Raw genomic sequence first — 20255 nt, 5'->3', positions numbered from 1 at the left:
CGTGTCAGAAGCACCTGTGATTGAACAAATTCATTGAAAATCCTTTCTCGAAGTTTATTGAGGCCGCACTTTTTTATTTTTTTGGAATTAACTACCAAACATATATATCTCTACAAATATCAGCATATATCCATATTCTCTGCATATTCTGCATTCTCATGGACCGACATAAGCGCGCTCAATAATTATTAAACTGGGCTTTCGAAGAAAACAATTCAAGTACAAGCGCTTCGATGGCTGCCGGTACTTAGACATTGTTTTTTAATGTCTTATGTACCGCTGCTGCCATCGGCAGTGCAAACGTGCTTGTATTGAATTTTTTCTCCGAAAGCCCTTTCTAAATATTTGAAGCGCGCTCTCTGCTATTTTTCGATTTGATGAATGAACAGGCCAGACCGAAGTTTGGGTTCGAACCATGTGGATTTTGGCGGCATGAGCCGTCCTGCGTCAGCCACGGCCAACAGTTCCCGAATAGATGTCGGATACATTGAAAAAGCAACCACCATGTCTTCATGACACCGTTTTTCAAGTTCTCCCAATCCGCGGATACCTCCGACGAATTCAATGTTCTCATCTGTTCTCGGATCTTCAATACCAAGTACAGGATCCAGCAGATTCATCTGAAGAATAGACACATCCAGCCCGTCCACCGGGTCTTCGGATGTTTTATCCGGATGGACATTCAGTCGATACCAATCATGATCCAGATACATGCCGAATTCACCTTTTTTCGATGGTGAAACCGCCTCTTTTCCCACGTGTTCCACTGTAAAATCCCGTCGGATCCTCTCCAGAAAATCTTCTTTTGACCAGCCATTCAGATTTTTCACCAAACGATTATAATCCATGATCTTCAATTCTTCCTCAGGAAATAAAACCGCAAGGAAGTAATTGAATTCTTCTGTTCCATTATAAGCCGGATGGGTTCTTCGCCGCTTCATGCCCACTTTAAAGGCACTGGCTGCACGATGATGACCATCAGCAATATACAACGCATCAACAGCCGCAAAGGCCTTTTCAATGGCAGCTACCGCAAGGTCATCACCAACAATCCACACTCTGTGTCGTATGCCATCTTCCGCCTCAAAATCATACACAGGTGATTCTTCCTTCACATGACAGACGATATAAGAAAGGATCGGATTGGTTCTGTATGTCAGAAAAATCGGTCCGGTCTGCGCACTGCAGACATCGACATGCCGAATACGGTCCTGTTCTTTCTCCGCTCTCGTATCTTCATGTTTTTTGACTACCTGATGCAGATAATCATCAATAGATACACAAGCAGTAATGCCCGTCTGTGTTCGGCCGTTCATGGTCAGTTCGTACAGATAATAACATTTTTGTTCATCCTGAACAAAAATGCCCTCGGCAATCTCCCTATCCAACATTTCTTTTGCTTTTTCATAAACACAGTCCGCATACATATCCATAGATGGGTCAAACTGTGTCTCCGGGCGGTCAATATTGAGAAAAGACAAAGGATGCCCTTTCACTTTCTCCGCTGCTTCTTCTCTGTTATAGACATCATAAGGCAAAGCCGCCACCTGCGCAGCCAGCGCAGATGACGGCCTGATTGCCTTAAAAGGCTTGACATTTGCCATAAAGCTTATTTCACCTTTCGTACTTTTACAACTCCGTTAATAGCTGCCAGTTTTTCAACAAGAGCTTCTGAAACTTCTGAACCGATATCCATCATTGTATATGCCCAGTCACCTTTTGACTTGTTGGTCATATCTTCAATATTGATACCCTCAGCCGCACAGGCACCTGTCAGCTGTCCCAGCATGTTCGGAATATTCTTATGGCAGATTGTAATACGGCCGGCAGCTTTGCAGATACCCATATCACAGGCAGGATAGTTGACAGAATGTGTGATATTACCATTCTCAAGATAATCCCTCAATTCTTTCACTGCCATCACTGCGCAGTTATCTTCTGATTCTTCTGTAGAAGCACCCAGATGAGGGATGGCCACAACGCCATTCATCTGAGCTGTCTTTGCATTCGGGAAATCTGTGATATACTTTCTGACCTTACCCGCTGCAATGGCTGCTTCAAGGGCATCATCATCTACTAACAGGTCACGTGCAAAGTTCAGCACAATGACACCATCCTTCATCTTCGCAAATGCATCTGCATTGATCATTTTCTTTGTGCTGTCCATCAATGGTACATGTACAGTAATATAGTCACAGTTTGTATAGATATCCTCTACATTGGCAATATGTTTGATATCCTTTGACAGATTCCATGCAGCGTCAACAGAAATGAACGGGTCATAACCATAAACTTCCATACCAAGTGCCACACAGGCATTGGCTACCAGAACACCAATGGCACCCAGACCAATCACGCCGATCTTCTTGCCCATAATCTCTGTGCCGGCAAACTGTTTCTTGCCTTTTTCTACAAGTTTGGCCACATTCGGATCTTCTTTTACTGTCTGAACCCAGTTTACGCCGCCGACAATGTCTCTTGCGCCAAGGAAAAGACCTGCAAGAACAGCTTCCTTTACACCATTGGCATTCGCACCCGGTGTATTAAAGACAACAATACCTTTTTCTGCACATTTGTCCAATGGAATATTATTGACACCGGCACCTGCTCTGGCAATCGCCAGCAGCTGATCCGGCAGTTCCAGTTCATGGACACTTGCACTTCTTACAAGTGCTGCATCAGATGCAGCAAAATCATCAACCTTCTCATAGGCATCTGTAAAAAGCTGCATGCCTACAGCAGCAATTGGATTTAAGCAACTAATTTTCATGATCATTACCTCCGGGAGACTCGGCTTATTTTGTATTCTCTGCCTCAAACTTCTTCATAAAATCAACAAGGGCAACAACACCTTCTGTCGGCATTGCATTGTAAATGCTGGCTCTCATACCTCCGACGGTACGATGACCTTTCAGATTCTCAAAACCAGCTGCCTTTGCTTCTGCAACAAACTTAGCATCCAGATCTTTATCGCCTGTTACAAAAGGTACGTTCATAATAGAACGGCTTTCTTTCTCAACAGTACCTTTGAACATCTTGCTCTGATCAAGGAAATCATAAAGGATCTTCGCTTTTGCTTCGTTGATCTTCTTTCTTTCTTCAAGACCGCCTGTCTTCAACAGCCATTTGAAGACTTTGCCGCAGATATAAATGCCGTAGCAAGGCGGTGTATTATACAGAGAATCATTGTCTGCCTGTGTCTTATACTTCAGCATAGTTGGTGTGCCCGGAAGAACATCATCTGTGATCAGATCTTCTCTGATGATGGCAATAACAGTACCAGCAGGGCCTACGTTTTTCTGTACACCGGCATAAATCATACCGTATTTTGTCACATCAACAGGTTCTGATAAGAAACATGAAGACTGATCAGCAATCAGTAATTTACCTTTGGTATTCGGCAAAGTATGGTATTTGGTGCCATAAATTGTGTTGTTTTCGCAAATATACACATAATCCATATCATCCGTAATCGGCAGGTCACTGCAGTCCGGAATATATGTAAATGTTTTGTCTGCTGATGAGGCTAATTCGACAGCTTCGCCGAAAATCTTAGCTTCTGAAAACGCTTTCTTAGCCCACTGACCAGTCAGGATATATCCGGCTTTTCTATTTTTCATGAAGTTCATAGGAATCATGGCAAACTGCTGTGAAGCACCACCCTGAAGGAACAACACCTTATAGTTGTCTGGAATATTCATGAGCTTTCTTAAATCAGCTTCTGCTTCTTTAATAATATTGTCGAAAGCTTTAGATCGATGGCTCATCTCCATTACTGACATGCCAGTGCCTCTGTAGTCAAGCATTTCATCTGCTGCTTCCTGCAATACTTCAACAGGCAACACAGCTGGTCCTGCTGAAAAGTTATAAACTCTGCTCATTTTTCTTCTCTCCTTTTTAGATGAATTATTTGTAACTGTTCAGAGCCAAGCAAAATTTCAAAAGCAGGTATAAAATGCTTGCATTTTTAAGTCTGTTTTTGAAATTTTATTTGGCGGATACGCCACACCGACGAAATGCGTAGCATTTTGGAGGTTGGCTCTGAATAGTTATAATTATTATATATTTAAACCAAAAGGTGGTTTACGGATATTAATTGTCGAGGTCTTCCTCGGAAAATGCATCTGCAATGGATGCTCCGGGGGCAACCATCGGCCATACCTTATCATCCGGATCAATCATACAATCGATGAGAACCGGCTTCTTTAAATTGATTGCCCACTGAATGGCTTCATCAAATTCCTTCTGTGTTGTCACGCGTCGGCCGTCCACGCCCATGGCTTCGGCAACCTTTACATAATCAACACTATCACTTAAAACAGTGGCTGAATAGCGTTCGCCATAAAACAATGTCTGCCACTGTCTGACCATACCAAGTACATGGTTGTTGACAACCACTTCAATAACCGGAATCTGATATCTGGAAGCTGTTGCCAGCTCATTCATGTTCATTCTGAAACAACCGTCTCCGGCAACATTGATCACGATTCTGTCCGGACAGCCAAGCTTGGCACCAAGTGCTGCCCCAAGACCATAGCCCATGGTTCCGAGACCACCGGAAGAAATAAACTGTCTTGGTTCCTTATATTTATAAAATTGTGCAGCCCACATCTGGTTCTGCCCAACTTCTGTGCAAATGATTGCATCACCGTCTGTTGCCTTATAAATACTCTCGACAACCCCCGGTCCGGTCAGTACCTCATGATTGTAAGTCATCGGATAACGCGACTTCATCTCACGAATATGCCGCATCCACGGCTCATGATCCTGCTGCGTCAGTTTCTCATTCAATCTCTGAAGAACAACTTTGGCATCGCCTTCAATTGAATACTTGCACATAACATTCTTGTTGACTTCTGCAGCATCCACATCAATATGGACAAGATCTGCATGTCTGGCAAATGCCTTGACATTGCCCAGGACACGATCCGAAAAACGTGTACCAATGGCAATCAGAAGATCAGATTCTGTGATACCGTAATTGGATGTCTTGGTACCATGCATGCCTACCATACCTGTATAAGCATCTTCCCTGCCGTCAAAAGCACCTTTACCCATCAGTGTATCTGCCACAGGTGCCTGTACTTTGCTTACAAACTCTCTGAGCTCATCTGCCGCATCTGCACGAATGACACCGCCGCCCACAAGAATAAATGGTCTGACAGAATGTTCGATCAGTCCGATAACTTCCTGCATCGTCTCTTCACTGATCTGATCAGACTTGCGTTTGATCGGCGCCGGCACCTTATATTCATACTCAGCTTCTGCACCGGTGACATCCTTTGGAATATCCACAAGAACCGGTCCCGGACGCCCTGCCTGAGCAATCGCGAATGCACGGCGGATGGTATCCGCCAGCTTATTCACATCTTTGACAATAAAATTATGTTTTGTCACCGGCATTGTAATACCGGCGATATCGATTTCCTGAAAACTATCTTTGCCAAGAAGATTGACATTGACATTACAGGTGATTGCCACCACTGGAACTGAGTCCATATAAGCCGTTGCAATGCCTGTAACGATATTGGTTGCTCCCGGTCCTGATGTTGCCAGACAGACACCGACTTTGCCGGTTGTGCGGGCATAGCCGTCTGCCGCATGGGAAGCGCCCTGTTCATGTGAAGTTAATACATGTCTGATCTCATCGCTGTGCTTGTAAAGTGCATCATACACATTGAGGATTGCACCGCCGGGATAACCAAAAACTGTATCCACACCCTGCTCTTTCAGACACTCAACTACAATTTCTGCTCCTGTTAATAACATTCTATTCTTCCCTTCCGAATCTATACTGTCGGAGCCTGAAGGATCGCACCCTTGCTGCTATCTGTAACAAGTGCAGCGTAACGTGCCAGATAACCTGTTGTAACCTTCGGCTCTCTTGGCTGCCATTTTGCTCTTCTCTCGGCAAGCACTTCATCAGAAACATCGACATTTAATGTATTTTCAGGAATATTGATCTTGATAATATCCCCCTCTTCAACAAGCGCGATATTGCCGCCCAATGCTGCTTCAGGAGATACATGTCCGATAGAAGCCCCTCTGGACGCGCCAGAGAAACGTCCGTCCGTGATCAGTGCCACACTGGAGCCCAGACCCATACCTGCGATGGCAGATGTCGGATTCAGCATTTCTCTCATACCAGGACCGCCCTTTGGTCCTTCATAGCGGATAACCACAACATCTCCAGGTACAATCTTGCCGCCCTTGATCGCTGCAATGGCATCCTCTTCGCAATCAAAGACACGTGCAGGTCCTTCGTGTACCATCATCTCAGGAACAACTGCAGAACGTTTAACAACACTGCCGTTCACTGCCAGGTTGCCCTTCAGTACCGCAATACCGCCTGTCTGACTGTATGGATTGTCGATTGGGCGGATTACCTCAGGATTCTTATTCTCGCATCCTTTAATATTCTCACCAACCGTCTTGCCTGTTGCAGTGATCAGGTCTGTGTAAAGCAGTCCCCTTTTATTCAGCTCATTCATAACAGCATAAATGCCGCCTGCTTCATTGAGCTCTTCCATATATGTATGTCCGGCCGGTGCCAGATGACACAGGTTCGGTGTCTTTGCACTCAATTCATTGGCAATATCAAGGTTGATCTCAACCCCTGCTTCATGTGCAATTGCCGGAAGATGAAGCATTGTATTTGTCGAACATCCCAGGGCCATATCCACAGTCAATGCATTCATAAATGCCTTCTCTGTCAGGATATCTCTTGGACGAATATTCTTCTCCAGAAGTTCCATAACTTTCATACCGGCATGTTTTGCCAGTTTGATACGTTCAGAATAAACAGCCGGAATTGTGCCGTTGCCCTGAAGTCCCATACCGATGGCTTCTGTCAGACAATTCATACTGTTGGCTGTATACATACCGGAACAGGAACCGCAGGTCGGACAAGCATGCTGTTCATAGTCAAGCACATCTTCCTCAGACATCTTGCCTGCTGCGTAGGAACCGACTGCTTCAAACATACTGGAAAGGCTCGTCTTCTGTCCTTTTACATGACCGGCTAACATCGGACCGCCACTGACAAATACAGTCGGCACATTCACTCTGGCTGCTGCCATCAGAAGTCCCGGAACATTCTTATCACAGTTCGGCACCATAACCAATGCATCAAACTGATGGGCAATAGCCATTGCCTCTGTGGAATCTGCGATCAGATCACGTGTTACAAGGGAATACTTCATACCGATATGCCCCATAGCAATACCGTCACAGACAGCAATTGCCGGGAAAACGACCGGTGTACCGCCTGCCATGGCAACACCAAGTTTAACTGCATTGACAATCTTGTCCAGGTTCATATGGCCCGGTACGATCTCATTGTAGGAACTTACGATACCTACAAGTGGTTTCTTCATTTCTTCCTGAGTCATTCCCAGTGCATTAAAAAGGGAACGATGCGGTGCTTGCTGCATACCGCTTTTAACATTATCACTCTTCATTCTATTAATTCCTTCCTAAAAACCCTAATAGCATCTATTACTGAATCTCAGCTGCAATGGCATCACCCATCTCTTTGCAGCCAAGCTGTGTGCATCCTTCTGACATAATGTCAACCGTTCTGAAGCCTTTCTTCAAAACAGCCTTAACCGCTGCCTCTATGGCATCTGCTTCTTTATCCAGATTCAATGAATATCTGAGCATCATAGCTGCTGAAAGAATGGTTGCGATCGGATTCGCCTGATTCGTTCCTGCGATGTCCGGTGCGGAACCATGGCTTGGTTCATACAGGCCGAGGCTTGTCTCACTGAGACTTGCTGATGATAACATACCAATGGAACCTGTAATCTCACTGGCCTCATCAGAAAGGATATCACCAAACATATTCTCTGTCAGGATAACATCAAACTGTCCCGGATTCTTCACAAGCTGCATTGCACAGTTATCAACCAGCATATGAGAATAGGTTACTTCCGGATAATCCTTCGCTACTTCTTCAACAACCTTTCTCCATAAGCGTGAGGAATCAAGTACATTTGCCTTATCAACACTGATCACATTCTTACGTCTCTTCATAGCGATCTCAAAACCTTTAATGGCAATTCTTCTGATCTCGTTCTCATCATAGGTCAGTGAATCATAGGCTTTCAAAACACCGTTCTCCTCAACTGTCTTTCTCTCTCCAAAGTAAAGACCGCCTGTCAGTTCTCGCATGATAACCATATCAAATCCCTGATCTCCGATAATCTCATCCTTGATCGGGCAGGCTGCCTTTAATTCATCATACAGATATGCCGGACGGATATTGGCAAATAAGCCAAGTGACTTACGAAGCTTCAGCAGACCGGCCTCCGGACGAAGGGATGGTTCCAGTTTGTACCATGGTGATGTAGTCGTATTGCCGCCGATGGAACCCATCAATACAGAATCACTGGCTTTACACTGTGCAATGGCCTCATCTGTCAATGGCACACCGCAGGCATCAATGGATTCTCCGCCCATCAGTACTCTTGTATAGTCAAATGTATGACCATACTTCACACCGACCCGATCCAGCACCTTTACAGCCTCATCTACAATTTCAGGACCAATACCGTCACCTTTTATTAATGCAATCTTATAATTCATGATAATCTCCCTTTCCCCGACAAACGGCCTTGCATTTGCGTTAAAATCTATAATAAACTATTTTTTTTAGAATTTCAACTGTATTTGCGTAAAAATTTAACTTGCTAACGTATAAAATCAAATAATACCCGTTAAAATGGCATTCTTGGTTTGTTTTTCTATTGAAATTCCAGTGTTGTTATTGTACCACACTTAGATGTATAATAGAAATATATATTACGTATAAGCATTATAAATCATAGTTATAGGAGAAGATTTATGGATACAACACTTTCTTTATATCGCATTTTTTACACTGTCGCTCAATGTGGCTCGATCTCTGCCGCAGCGAGGCACCTTTATATCAGCCAGCCTGCTATCAGCAAGTCCATCAGCAATCTTGAAAACGAACTTCAGACCCACCTCTTCGAACGTACCTCCCGCGGTGTTTCTCTGACAGAAGAAGGGCAGTTGCTTTTTCATCATGTATCGGACGCTTTCCATTCTCTGGAAGCAGGGGAAGCGGAACTCTCCCGCATTCGCGATATGGGTCTTGGACACCTTACCATCGGCGTCAGCACAACACTCTGCAGGTACCGTCTGCTGCCTTATCTGAAAACATTTATTGCGCAATATCCGCATATCAGTATCAATATTTCCTGCCAGTCCACCAATCATACACTGGATATGCTCAGAGACGGCTCTATTGATCTCGGCCTGGTGGCCAAACCGGAAGACACCGGACATATTTCCTTTGTTTCACAGGGAAGAATCGAGGATGTTTTCGTCTGTACACCCAACTATCTCAACAATCTTCAGATGCGTACACAAGTCTCCGGCCTGGATCTGCTCAATGCCGGCACACTGATGCTTCTTGACAAAGCCAATGCATCCCGGCAGTTTATTGATTATTTCCTTGAGGAAAATCACATTCATGCCTCCAATCTGATTGAGATTACAACAATGGATCTTCTGATTGAATTCGCCAGAACCGGGCTTGGCATTGCCTGTGTCATCAGGGATTTTGTCGCTGACGACTTGAAAAGCGGCCTTCTCGTCGAAATCCCCACCCCACAGGCCATTCACCCGAGAGAGATTGTCTTTGCCTGGAAAAAAGGCCGATCATCCCACCGTTTTCTCAACGCTTTCATTGATTTTGTTTCTTAGTACTGAAAACAGCATACGGTTTCCATTCCATTTGGAAAGTATTTTTTTCATATGAAACGTTTACATTGTTAATTTATTTTCAGGGAAAAACATAGTTTTGAAATTTGTAATTAAAAAAAGAAGCCATCCCTCTTTCGAGTGATGACCTCTCTTATCGTTATTCTCTTGAAAAACAGAAGAATTAGTTGTTGACCAGTTTGTCTTCGCCATTCCAGCTGTAAAGTTTTCTGATTTCTTCACCAACTTTTTCTGATGGATGTTCTGCAGCTTTCTTTCTCATTGCTTTGAAGTGTACCTGCTTGCCTGCATCAGACATATCCAGTAAGAAGTCTTTTGCAAATGTACCATCCTGGATATCGGACAGAATCTGTTTCATTGCTTTCTTTGTATCTTCTGTAACAATCTTAGGACCTGTGATGTAATCACCGTACTCTGCTGTGTTGGAGATAGAGTATCTCATGCCGGCAAAGCCTGACTGATAGATCAGGTCTACGATCAGTTTCATTTCATGGATACATTCGAAGTATGCATTTCTTGGGTCGTAGCCAGCTTCAACCAGTGTTTCGAAACCAGCCTGCATCAGTGCACAAACACCACCGCAAAGGACTGCCTGTTCGCCGAAAAGGTCAGTTTCTGTTTCGATTCTGAATGTTGTTTCCAGAACACCTGCTCTTGCACCGCCGATACCACGTGCATAAGCTAAAGCCAGTTCCTGAGCTTTGCCTGTTGCATCCTGTTCTACAGCAATCAGACAAGGTGTACCTTTACCTGCTACATACTCACTTCTTACTGTATGACCAGGTGCCTTAGGTGCAATCATTGTAACATCGACATCCTTAGGAGGTACGATTGTTCCGAAATGGATATTGAAACCATGAGCAAACATCAGCATGTTGCCTGCTTCCAGGTTTGGTTCGATCTCATCTTTGTAAAGTGCAGCCTGTTTCTCATCATTGATCAGAATCATGATGATATCAGCCTTCTTAGCTGCTTCTGCAGATGTATAAACTTCAAAACCTTCTGATTCAGCTTTAGCCCAGGACTTGCTGCCTTTGTAAAGACCAATGATGACATGGCATCCTGAATCCCTTAAATTCTTTGCATGGGCATGTCCCTGGCTGCCGTAACCGATAATGGCGATTGTTTTGCCCTCTAATAATGAGAGATTACAGTCCTGTTCATAAAAAATCTTAGCCATTGTTATGAAACCTCCTGATAGTATAAAAATAAATGTATTAATAATGGATAATAAATACCTATTATTCTGTTATCAATCCTGCCTCCTAAAGGCTCTTTCCTTTCAAAGGCACAACACTCTCTGAGCCACGCTCCAGACCTGTCAGACCTGTACTGGCAACTTCAAGTATCTCATAGCCGTCCAGCAGATTAATAAATGCATCCAGTTTCTCCTGCTTGCCTGTCAGCTCGATAATCATAGAATCTCTTGTCACGTCCACCACTTTACCATGGAAAATGCTGCTGACTGCCATTATGGACTGGCGATTCTCCGGAAGTACCCGGACTTTCACAAGCATCAGTTCACGACAAACTGAATCCACCGCTGTCAGGTCTGTCACATAAATGACATCTTCCAACTTTCTGACCTGCTTCTCAATCTGTTCCAGTACCTGCTCATCACCATGAACAACTACTGTAATCCTGGAAAACCTTGGATCCAGTGTATCACATCCTGTAAAACTGTCCAGGTTGAAGCCTCGTCTGCTGAACATACCGGAAACACGGCTGGTAACACCATAGTTATTCTCCACCAGCATTGTTAATATCTTCTTGCGTTCTTTCATGTTCAATTACATCCTTTCCCCAAAGCGACCTGCATGCATTCCCGGCAAACCTGCCTTTTTCGGTATGACTGTCAACGCTTATTTTAGCAATATGTCCTCAGTTTGTCAATAGATTTCACTGAATTGCAGTAATATTTTATCTGTTTAAAGTTAGAAAATTTTGTTTTACTGCAAAAGGCTTTTTCTCAATGCCAACATCCTGTATACATTCCGTATATTCTCTTCAGCCATTGTCGTAAACTTTAAAATATGATACACTCCTATCAAAATATAATTTAGGAGGCGTGCATCATGATTAAAAATGTTGGTTTTATCGGTGCCGGTGTCATGGGCAAGTCCATGATCCGCAATCTGATGAAAAAAGGGTTTCAGGTAACAGTTTATTCAAGAACAAAGTCAAAAGCTGAAGACATTATCGCAGAAGGTGCCATCTGGCGTGATTCTGCCGCTGAGTGTGCTAAAGGTCAGGACGTCATCATCACCATTGTCGGTTTTCCAAAGGATGTGGAAGAAACTTATTTTGGCGAAAAGGGTATCATTGCCAATTCCGAAGACAATGCCATTCTCATTGACATGACCACTTCCAGCCCGAAACTGGCTGCTAAGATTTATGATGAAGCCAAAGCAGTCGGCAAACACGCATTAGATGCACCTGTCTCCGGCGGTGACTCCGGTGCCAAAGCAGGTACATTAAGTATTATGGTAGGCGGCGACAAAGAAATTTTCGAAAAAGCCATGCCTGTTTTTGAAGCTATGGGCACCAATATTATTTATGAAGGTGCTGCCGGATGCGGACAGCACACGAAAATGGCCAACCAGATTGCCCTGACAGGCTGTATTGCCGGTGTCTGCGAAGCTATCACCTATGCCAGGAAAACAGGTCTTGATATTCAGACAATGCTTGACAGTATCAGTGCCGGCGCTGCAGGCAGCTGGCAGATGAGCAATATGGCTCCGCGTATGCTCAAAGGTGACTTTGACCCTGGATTCTTCATCAAGCATTACATCAAGGACATGAATATTGCCACAGAAGAAGGCCGTGAAGCCGGTGCTGACCTTTCTATTTCAGAAGCTGTTCTGGCTATTTACAAAGATCTTGAAGCCAAAGGCCTCGGCGATATGGGCACACAGGCTTTGCTGAAACATTATCTAGATGTATAGAGAATTATCCGGATGCCGAATCACTGCCCCATCTTTTTGATGATGCACTGAACTAATTGAATTTAATAAAATAGCAAAAGCACGTATATTTCATAATCTCCTTCAATGAATGAAATCATCTGAAACAATACGTGCTTTTGTTATATGCAAGACTTCTCGGCAACTCCTGATACAAAACTCAACTCTGACCAAATGAATTGTTGCCTGTTTGAATTTCTACATTCTATTATAACTCTCTTTTCATATAAAACTGCTCCGAAAGTTTCATAGACCCCAGAAATAACACTGCAGCAATAACAGCCAACACAACCATATAAATCGGATTTTCCGCAAATACCGCAAATGCTCCGGATAATTGTGAAACCTCTGAGAAATCATATCCGCCAAAATTGACAAATGCTACACAAAATACGACAACAACAGCAATATACATCACCCTGCCTTTTTCTGAACCGTATTTAAAAATCATTGGCAGACAAATCGCAGAAAATGCATGTCCTACACTCCATATAAGGCAAAAAATATTCAATACCCATACTGGATTAAAAATACCTCTTACCGCACCCACCAGACTATGTGCAGCTGCTAACACAACCGACAGCCCAGCAATAAGTAAAAATGACAGCAGATACTTTGAATCCACTACCTGTTTTCTCGTATAAGGCATTGTCTCACAATATTGCTGCCACCTGCTTTTTTCATCATAGGCCAATAAAGATACTGAATTGATACCGCATAACACCGCAGGATAGGCCAGCATAAACAAATTACCTCCATCAGCCAGAGAGCACACGCCAAATATCAATACAATCAAAGCATATGGTCGACAATATTTCAAAAGCATATAATAATCCTTCAACAATAATCCCTTCATTATGCTCTCCCCCTTACCATCATCACAAATAATTCTTCAATATCAATCGGGCTGACTTCCCAGCCTGCTGGCAGCTCCGCTCTTCTTACAACAGCTTCAACTCCATATGGTGACTCACTTTTTCCAATCACAGCCTGCGGATTCAGTTCCTTAAGCTGCTCGGCACTGCATCGAATCAAACCATACAACTCTGTCAGCCTATCTTTTTCCTCGCACAGCACCAACTGACCCTGATGCATAAATGCAATATAGTCACAGATTTTCTCAAGATCGCTGACAATATGAGACGAAACAAGCACTGCATGATCTTCATCTCTTGTAAAATCGTTCAGAAGATCAAGTACATCATCTCTCACAACCGGATCCAACCCACTTGTGGCTTCATCCAAAATAAGCAGTTTCGGATGATGCGACATAGCAACTGCAATGCCGATCTTCATCTTCATGCCCTTGGAATACTCACCAAATTTCTTCTGATCCGGAACTCCCAGTTTCACACAAAGCGCTTCAAAATAGTCTGAATCCCAGTTTTTAAAAGTGAGGGCCATAATATTGCCAACCTGCCTCCTGTTCAGACACTCCGGCAAGCCGACTTCATCCAACACAACGCCGATATCTTCCTTCAATGACTGCATCTCTGTCACATTGTCTCTTCCTAATATAGAAATACTTCCGCAATCCCGGTGGATCATATTCAGAATCAGCTTGATAGTCGTACTCTTTCCTGCGCCATTCTCACCAACTAAGCCCATAATGCAGCCGCCGGGCAATGTCAGATTCAGATGCTCCAGATTGAAATCCTTATAGCTTTTACTTAAATCCCTGATCTCTATTGCATTCATTTACTCATCCTCCTCCAGAATACGAAACATCTCAATGATATCCTCCAGACTCAATCCACATGGCATCGCCAGCTTTCGTATCTCCTGTATATAGCCTTCAATCTTCTTCAAGTTCTCCTCACGCAGTAATTCCACATTCTTCGGTGCCACAAAACTGCCTTTGCCTGCAACTGTATAGATAAATCCTTCCTTCTCCAGTTCCTCATAGGCGCGCTTTGTTGTGATCACACTGATCCTCAGATCCTTCGCCAGACTCCTGATAGAAGGAAGAGACTCATCTTCCTGCAAGTCACCGCCGATAATCTGCGCCTTGATCTGTGAATAAATCTGATCATAAATCGGGGCACCGCTTTTATTATCTATAAAAATATTCACGTCCTCGCCTCCTTGCTTACTGCATATATACAGTATATACAGTAAGTCCAGTTTTGTCAAGACACTTGGATCATTGAAATCGTTTTACCTTCCAGCCGTAAAACAGATTGCATCATTAAGAACACCGCCTACTCCCGCGCCGGAGTCCGTGAATATTGGATCGTAGATCCGGCCAAAGCATGCACAACCGTCTATGACTATGACAAAGATGCCGCCCCGACAATTATCCCATTTGACCAGCCTGTGCAATGCGGTATTTTCCCGGATTTATCCATAACAGTATCTGACTATCTCAAATAAAAAATGAAATACCGGCTTTTGTGGATTTACGCAAAAAAATCTCTGCAAACAGGCTTATCGCCAAAGGTTTGCAGAGATTTTTTGTTCATGCAAGTACCATAAAAACCGGAACTCTTTATATCTCAATCTTTATTCATTTTAACGCTGCATTTCCTGCTTTGCCAGCTGTCTTCCCATATAGAGGCCCACACCAATCTGCATCAACGACGTTGCAGCAGTCAGGAAGAAAACATATTCTGCACCGAACTTCTCCCAGATAACCCCCAGTACAGCTGAAACAGTGATAGCCAGAATGTGGTCAAGACTCAGCCCCACTGACAGACTGGCTGTGACTTCCGACGGATCAATAGCCAATTTTCTCATCATGAAGGCATGTACCATATTAAACTGCTCCAGCAGAAAGGCCAGTATGTACAGGCAATAAACAAGGAAAACCCAGATACCGTGACTGCCGAGACCGCCTCTTTCAAGAGCACCCGCCGCTGCGCCAAGGGCTGCAATCACAACAAGCAGATATCCTCCCTCGAAGATCATCGTATACTTCAAACCTTTTTCATCCAGCATTTTTCCGAGATATTTGCTGAAAAATGCACCGATAAAAGAGGTCACAATTCCAAGCAGTGCCACAGTATCTGCACCTTTTCCCATCAATTCGATGATAATCCACGGTCCGAACACAAGCTTGATTCGCTTCTGACAGCCATAGGCAACCAGCGTCAGATAATACGGCATGTACTTCTTTCTCATGACAAACTTGCTCTTTGTCTTTGCCTGAATCTGCGTCCTTGGCATAATTTTCTTCATGTAAACCAACAGTCCGGCTGCAATCAGCGACAAAATTGCTGCAATGACAAAAGGTTTCAAAATCTTATCCTTAAAGCTGAAGAATCCCCAACGATAGCCTGCAAAAATAACAAAAGCCGTCACCATCGTACACATATTTGCTTTGCTTTTGAAATTCCCCAGCGTCTTGCCGACTTCACCTTCTCTGGCCAGATCCATACTGATGGCATCGTTGAGAGGCATAAACAGATGCATACCCAAAGACTGGATAAACAGAAAAATCATCATCATGCCGTAGGACGGACTAAATGCCCCCATCACCATCAGACCAACCATCACCAACACCTGGGAAACAGCCGCAATGCCGATATCGCTGAATCCTGCCAGTGCTGAAATAATCAATGCACACAAAACCCCCGGCGATTCTCTCGGTATTTCCAGGAACCCTCTCTGGGCACTGTCCACATGGTAGACCTCTTTAAAATAGTTGGAAAATGTCGCCGAGCCAAGGCCTCCGGCAATAGCTGACAAACATACAACCAGCGTAAAAACAAAAACGGCTCTCTGAAGCTGTCTTTTTTTATTATTCTCCTCCATTATCCCTTATCTCCTCAGTCTATTCTTAATCCAGTAACTTTCTGACCATTGGCCCGTCAAAAGTTACACTCTGCTTATGATCCACTTCAATCTGATACAGGGCGTTGGCCGCAATATGTTCTGCCGCCTGCTCCAGATCTCGGATACCTGTTGTATCTGCATAACGTGCCACAATAGCATCCAATGCCTCATCTGCCACAATACATTCCTCCGGTTTCAGCTGCATCCTGCCAAGTACCTTCGGCAATGCAAATTTTGAGAAAATAATCTTCTTCTCTTCCGGCGTATAATCAGGAATGTCAATCACTGCAAAACGTGACATCAGCGGTGCACTGATCTGGCTCTTGTCATTGGCTGTGGCAATCGGATAAACCCCCACCGTCGGCACCATACATTCTATGTAATTATCTGTAAATCCAAGATTATCCAAAAGGGTCAGCAATACATCAGATGGATTGCCGTTGCCCTTGCCGGAAGCAGCTTTGTCCAACTCATTGATAATAAAGACAAGATTGGATGCTCCCGCCATAGAAAAAGCTTCCAAAATAATGCCTGGTTTGGCATTGGCATAAATACGGGAGCTTCCGGTCAACTGCTCAGGGTCATTGATGGAACTCATGTCCAGAGTTGTCCAAGGCAGTTTCAGGATTCTTGCCACCGCATAGGCGATCTGAGACTTACCGGTACCTGCAGGTCCCACAAGCAAAAGGCCGTAGGCCGGCAATGTATGGGTTCTGTTGATCTGAATAATGGTCTCGATAATACGCTGTTTCACCCGCTCCATGCCATAAAGTTCCTCATCAAGGATCCTGCGGGCCTCCTCCGGATCAATGGCCTCGAAATAATTATTCTTCCACTGAATATTCATCATAATGGACAGGGCACGCTGGGCATGTCTGCGCTCTTCCGGTGACACCTCATGAGATCTTGCAACCGCAAGATTTCTTCTGGCCCAAAGTCTGATATTGTCCGGAAGCGTTCTTCCCGCACAATTCATAAAATCCGTAATACTCTGCAGGCTGGTGAGCTTCATATCATCGCCCATTTCTTCCAATTCTTCATCCACCTGTTCTTCTGCCGGTGCATTGCTGGCCAGCAGTCGTTCGATCATGAACTGCAAAAAGCCGTCTTCAGCAGAAAGCTTTGTTCCTCCGCCGAAACCAATCTCACGGATCTTGTAAACAGCATAGCCATCCACTCTGTTCTGACCCGACAGTCGGACATTGATATGATTCTCTCCCAACCACTTCAGCAGACTGACAAATCTGGAATCAATCTTCAGGATATCCGCTGAAAATTCCCCATCTTCCTCCTGAAATTCAAAGGACGTCCGCTTCACCGGATTCGTAAACATACCGCATACGTGATGCTGCCATTGACGCTTTGTATTATCCAGGATCATAATCGGCTTCTCCGGTGTAGCTGTCTCCTCATTCGATTGAAATGTTGTATACGTGCACTCCGGCTGCCTGCTATCCTCCGGTGCTGCACTGAAATCAAAAACTGGCATTATTATCACTCCTCTTCTTTGTCTGCTCTAAAACACATTTATCTCCAAAAACATATAAACTCATTGTACCATATGATTGGCCGTGACTTCAATTGCTTCTGCATAATTATGCATTGTAATTCTAGAAAGCTAAAAAATCTATGAAATCATCTTTTATTTCTTCAAAAAAAGCCAACCGACACTCCACGAATATCGGTTAGCTTAATTTTTACACGGACTTACACACCATACGCCGCACTGGCGCCCAGCATATCTTCTATCCTCAACAGCTGATTGTATTTCGCCACTCTGTCGCTTCGGCATGGTGCACCGGTTTTGATCTGGCCGGCATTGACACCCACTGCCAGATCTGCAATGAAACTATCCTCCGTTTCTCCGGAACGATGAGAAACAATCACTTTATAACCAGCCCTTTTTGCTGTCTCAATTGCTTTCATCGCTTCTGATACGGTGCCGATCTGATTGACTTTGATAAGAATGGCATTGGCTGCCCCCATCTGTATCCCCCGCTGCAGTCTGGCACTATTCGTTACAAACAGGTCATCACCCACTAACTGAACTCGATTCCCCAGTTCCCTGGTCATATGCACCCATCCTTCCCAGTCTTCCTCATCCAGTCCATCCTCAATAGAACGCAGTGGATACTTCTCCGTCAGTTTTTTATAATACGCAATCATTTCATCTGCTGAACGCACAACGGGACTGCCTTTCAGGCGGCCTTCCCCCTCGAAAATATATTTGCCCGTCTCGTCGTTATAGAGTTCACTGGCGGCAGCATCCATCGCAAATGTCACATCTTCTCCCGGTTGATAGCCGGCCCTTTCAACAGCCCGCATCAGATAATCCAACGCTTCCTCTGCATTTTTCAAATTCGGTGCAAATCCGCCCTCATCCCCAACAGCTGTCACATGGCCATCCTCCAACAGTAGTTTCCGTAAAACATGATACACTTCTGTTCCCATTCGTAAAGCTTCCCTGAAGCAGCATGCTCCCACAGGCATAATCATAAATTCCTGAAAATCCAGCGCTGAGGTTGTATGTGCACCGCCATTGATGATGTTCATCATCGGTACCGGCAATATATGGGCATAGGTTCCTCCCAAATACTGGAATAACGGCAGCCCCGACATCTCTGCGCCGGCTCTTGCCGATGCCATGGAAACACTGAGCATCGCGTTAGCTCCCAGTCTCGATTTATTCTCTGTGCCGTCATAGGCAATCATCATACGATCCAGATGCATCTGCTCCGTGACAGAATGGCCTGCGACAATATCTTTGATATCCACATTCACATTGGCAACTGCTTTATTCACACCTTTTCCATCATAGCGATCCTTCTCATCCCGGTCCCGCAGCTCCAGGGCTTCAAACTTTCCTGTAGAAGCACCGGAAGGCACAGAAGCACGCCCCGCAATGCCTGCTTCACAGATAACCTCCGCCTCCACCGTAGGATTTCCTCTGGAATCCAGAATTTCTCTTGCCTTTACATCTAAAATCGGACAAAAAATACGCATCATGATACAGCCTCCTTTTAGCCGCGGCGTCTTCTAAGTCTTATGCAAGTTGTAAAATTCATTGATTCTAAGCAGGCACGCTCTCGCTGCACAACGCTGGCAGCGGTACTAAAACGGTACAAAACACCGTTTAAGGACCGGCCGCGTTGAAAGCACCTGCTTATGAATCAATGAATTTTACAACTTTTTCATATATTTTCTAAAGACGCTGCTGTCTATAAATAATCTGTATCAGTATGCGTATTTTTATTTATATTATTCGTCTATAAGTTATATAGTATTTTAACGCTAATAAAGGTTCTCTTATCTTCTCCGCATTTCCCAAAACGCTACAGCACTTGCAGCTGCCACGTTCAAAGAATCCACACCGTGATACATCGGAATTTTAACGGTGTAATCACAGTCTGCTATAGTATTGGCTGCCAGCCCGTCTCCCTCTGTACCAAGAACAATGGCCAGTTTTTCTTCATGAACAAGCTGTGGATCATCGATACTGACGGAGTTATCATCAAGGGCCATGGCAGCTATTTTGAATCCCATTTCATGCAGCCGTCCCACAGCCGGCTCCGGCCATGACATCTGACTATCCATAAACGTCCAGGGAATCTGAAAAACGGTTCCCATACTCACACGGATGGCCCGACGATAGAGAGGATTGCTTGAAGCTGATGTCAGAAGAATGCCATCCATTCCCAGAGCCGCCGCTGAACGGAAAATTGCCCCCACATTCGTCGGATTCATAACATCCTCCAGAATTGCAATTCT

At 44.4% G+C, this 20255-nt stretch carries 18 protein-coding genes; 3 read left to right on the top strand and 15 right to left on the bottom strand.

The features are described 5' to 3' along the window. Nucleotides 1-362 precede the first annotated feature (362 nt). From WMO25_RS04285 to leuB, 6 genes are all read right to left on the bottom strand, one after another. Nucleotides 363-1604 carry a DUF1015 domain-containing protein gene (locus WMO25_RS04285; RefSeq protein ID WP_215690967.1) on the bottom strand — a complete coding sequence of 414 codons (1242 nt, stop codon included), beginning with the start codon at nucleotides 1602-1604 and terminating at the stop codon, nucleotides 363-365. A 5-nt stretch (nucleotides 1605-1609) separates the two neighbouring features. Then, nucleotides 1610-2773, bottom strand: coding sequence for a phosphoglycerate dehydrogenase (locus tag WMO25_RS04280; RefSeq protein WP_117538809.1), 1164 nt, complete (start codon nucleotides 2771-2773; stop codon nucleotides 1610-1612). A 22-nt stretch (nucleotides 2774-2795) separates the two neighbouring features. After that, on the bottom strand, nucleotides 2796-3881 hold the full coding sequence (gene serC, locus WMO25_RS04275; RefSeq protein WP_015515471.1) for a 3-phosphoserine/phosphohydroxythreonine transaminase: 1086 nt from the start codon (nucleotides 3879-3881) through the stop codon (nucleotides 2796-2798). A 211-nt stretch (nucleotides 3882-4092) separates the two neighbouring features. Further along, a complete protein-coding gene (gene ilvB / locus WMO25_RS04270; protein WP_349084240.1) occupies nucleotides 4093-5769 on the bottom strand; it encodes a biosynthetic-type acetolactate synthase large subunit in 1677 nt (558 codons plus the stop codon). A gap of 20 nt (nucleotides 5770-5789) precedes the next feature. Beyond that, the gene (ilvD, locus tag WMO25_RS04265; protein WP_349084239.1) at nucleotides 5790-7460 is read right to left on the bottom strand and encodes a dihydroxy-acid dehydratase; all 1671 of its coding nucleotides are present in this window, start codon (nucleotides 7458-7460) and stop codon (nucleotides 5790-5792) included. A gap of 37 nt (nucleotides 7461-7497) precedes the next feature. After that, nucleotides 7498-8586 (bottom strand): 3-isopropylmalate dehydrogenase, encoded by a 1089-nt coding sequence (leuB, locus tag WMO25_RS04260; RefSeq protein WP_117527503.1) that lies wholly within the window; start codon nucleotides 8584-8586, stop codon nucleotides 7498-7500. Nucleotides 8587-8844: 258 nt separating this feature from the next. On the opposite strand from leuB, the gene WMO25_RS04255 reads away from it, so the two are divergent. Beyond that, nucleotides 8845-9732 (top strand): LysR family transcriptional regulator, encoded by an 888-nt coding sequence (locus tag WMO25_RS04255; protein WP_117538549.1) that lies wholly within the window; start codon nucleotides 8845-8847, stop codon nucleotides 9730-9732. A 181-nt stretch (nucleotides 9733-9913) separates the two neighbouring features. On the opposite strand, the gene ilvC is transcribed toward WMO25_RS04255, so the two are convergent. Further along, nucleotides 9914-10930 carry a ketol-acid reductoisomerase gene (gene ilvC / locus WMO25_RS04250; RefSeq protein ID WP_349084237.1) on the bottom strand — a complete coding sequence of 339 codons (1017 nt, stop codon included), beginning with the start codon at nucleotides 10928-10930 and terminating at the stop codon, nucleotides 9914-9916. A gap of 85 nt (nucleotides 10931-11015) precedes the next feature. After that, nucleotides 11016-11534, bottom strand: a complete 519-nt coding sequence (gene ilvN, locus WMO25_RS04245) for an acetolactate synthase small subunit (protein WP_349084235.1) — start codon at nucleotides 11532-11534, stop codon at nucleotides 11016-11018. A gap of 294 nt (nucleotides 11535-11828) precedes the next feature. On the opposite strand from ilvN, the gene WMO25_RS04240 reads away from it, so the two are divergent. Then, the gene (locus WMO25_RS04240) at nucleotides 11829-12695 is read left to right on the top strand and encodes an NAD(P)-dependent oxidoreductase (RefSeq protein WP_349084246.1); all 867 of its coding nucleotides are present in this window, start codon (nucleotides 11829-11831) and stop codon (nucleotides 12693-12695) included. A 226-nt stretch (nucleotides 12696-12921) separates the two neighbouring features. Here WMO25_RS04240 and WMO25_RS04235 read toward each other — a convergent pair whose 3' ends face one another. From WMO25_RS04235 to WMO25_RS04225, 3 genes are read right to left on the bottom strand one after another with little or no spacing between them, the layout of a single operon-like run. After that, the gene (locus WMO25_RS04235) at nucleotides 12922-13569 is read right to left on the bottom strand and encodes an ABC-2 transporter permease (protein ID WP_117527508.1); all 648 of its coding nucleotides are present in this window, start codon (nucleotides 13567-13569) and stop codon (nucleotides 12922-12924) included. After that, nucleotides 13569-14411, bottom strand: a complete 843-nt coding sequence (locus WMO25_RS04230; protein ID WP_349084233.1) for an ABC transporter ATP-binding protein — start codon at nucleotides 14409-14411, stop codon at nucleotides 13569-13571. Before WMO25_RS04230 ends, WMO25_RS04235 begins: the two co-directional genes overlap by 1 nt. Further along, nucleotides 14412-14786: a GntR family transcriptional regulator gene (locus tag WMO25_RS04225; protein ID WP_253059450.1), complete on the bottom strand. Its 375-nt coding sequence runs from the start codon at nucleotides 14784-14786 to the stop codon at nucleotides 14412-14414. Nucleotides 14787-14855: 69 nt separating this feature from the next. Here WMO25_RS04225 and WMO25_RS04220 point away from each other — a divergent pair, with 69 nt between their 5' ends. After that, nucleotides 14856-15086 (top strand): Uma2 family endonuclease, encoded by a 231-nt coding sequence (locus tag WMO25_RS04220; protein ID WP_349084244.1) that lies wholly within the window; start codon nucleotides 14856-14858, stop codon nucleotides 15084-15086. Nucleotides 15087-15224: 138 nt separating this feature from the next. Here the strand turns inward: WMO25_RS04220 and WMO25_RS04215 are convergent, their stop codons facing one another. The 4 genes from WMO25_RS04215 to WMO25_RS04200 all read right to left on the bottom strand — a co-directional run. Then, the gene (locus WMO25_RS04215) at nucleotides 15225-16466 is read right to left on the bottom strand and encodes an MFS transporter (protein ID WP_349084231.1); all 1242 of its coding nucleotides are present in this window, start codon (nucleotides 16464-16466) and stop codon (nucleotides 15225-15227) included. 25 nt (nucleotides 16467-16491) lie between these two features. Then, nucleotides 16492-17976 carry an AAA family ATPase gene (locus WMO25_RS04210; protein ID WP_349084230.1) on the bottom strand — a complete coding sequence of 495 codons (1485 nt, stop codon included), beginning with the start codon at nucleotides 17974-17976 and terminating at the stop codon, nucleotides 16492-16494. A 218-nt stretch (nucleotides 17977-18194) separates the two neighbouring features. Further along, nucleotides 18195-19490 carry a phosphopyruvate hydratase gene (gene eno / locus WMO25_RS04205; RefSeq protein WP_349084242.1) on the bottom strand — a complete coding sequence of 432 codons (1296 nt, stop codon included), beginning with the start codon at nucleotides 19488-19490 and terminating at the stop codon, nucleotides 18195-18197. 303 nt (nucleotides 19491-19793) lie between these two features. Continuing rightward, on the bottom strand, nucleotides 19794-20255 hold a 462-nt coding region (locus tag WMO25_RS04200; protein WP_349084229.1), incomplete at its 5' end, for a TrmH family RNA methyltransferase.

The sequence above is a fragment of the Coprococcus intestinihominis genome (assembly GCF_040096555.1).
Classification (GTDB): Bacteria; Bacillota; Clostridia; order Lachnospirales; family Lachnospiraceae; genus Coprococcus_A; species Coprococcus_A intestinihominis.
This window is presented reverse-complemented; position numbering and strand designations above follow the sequence as displayed.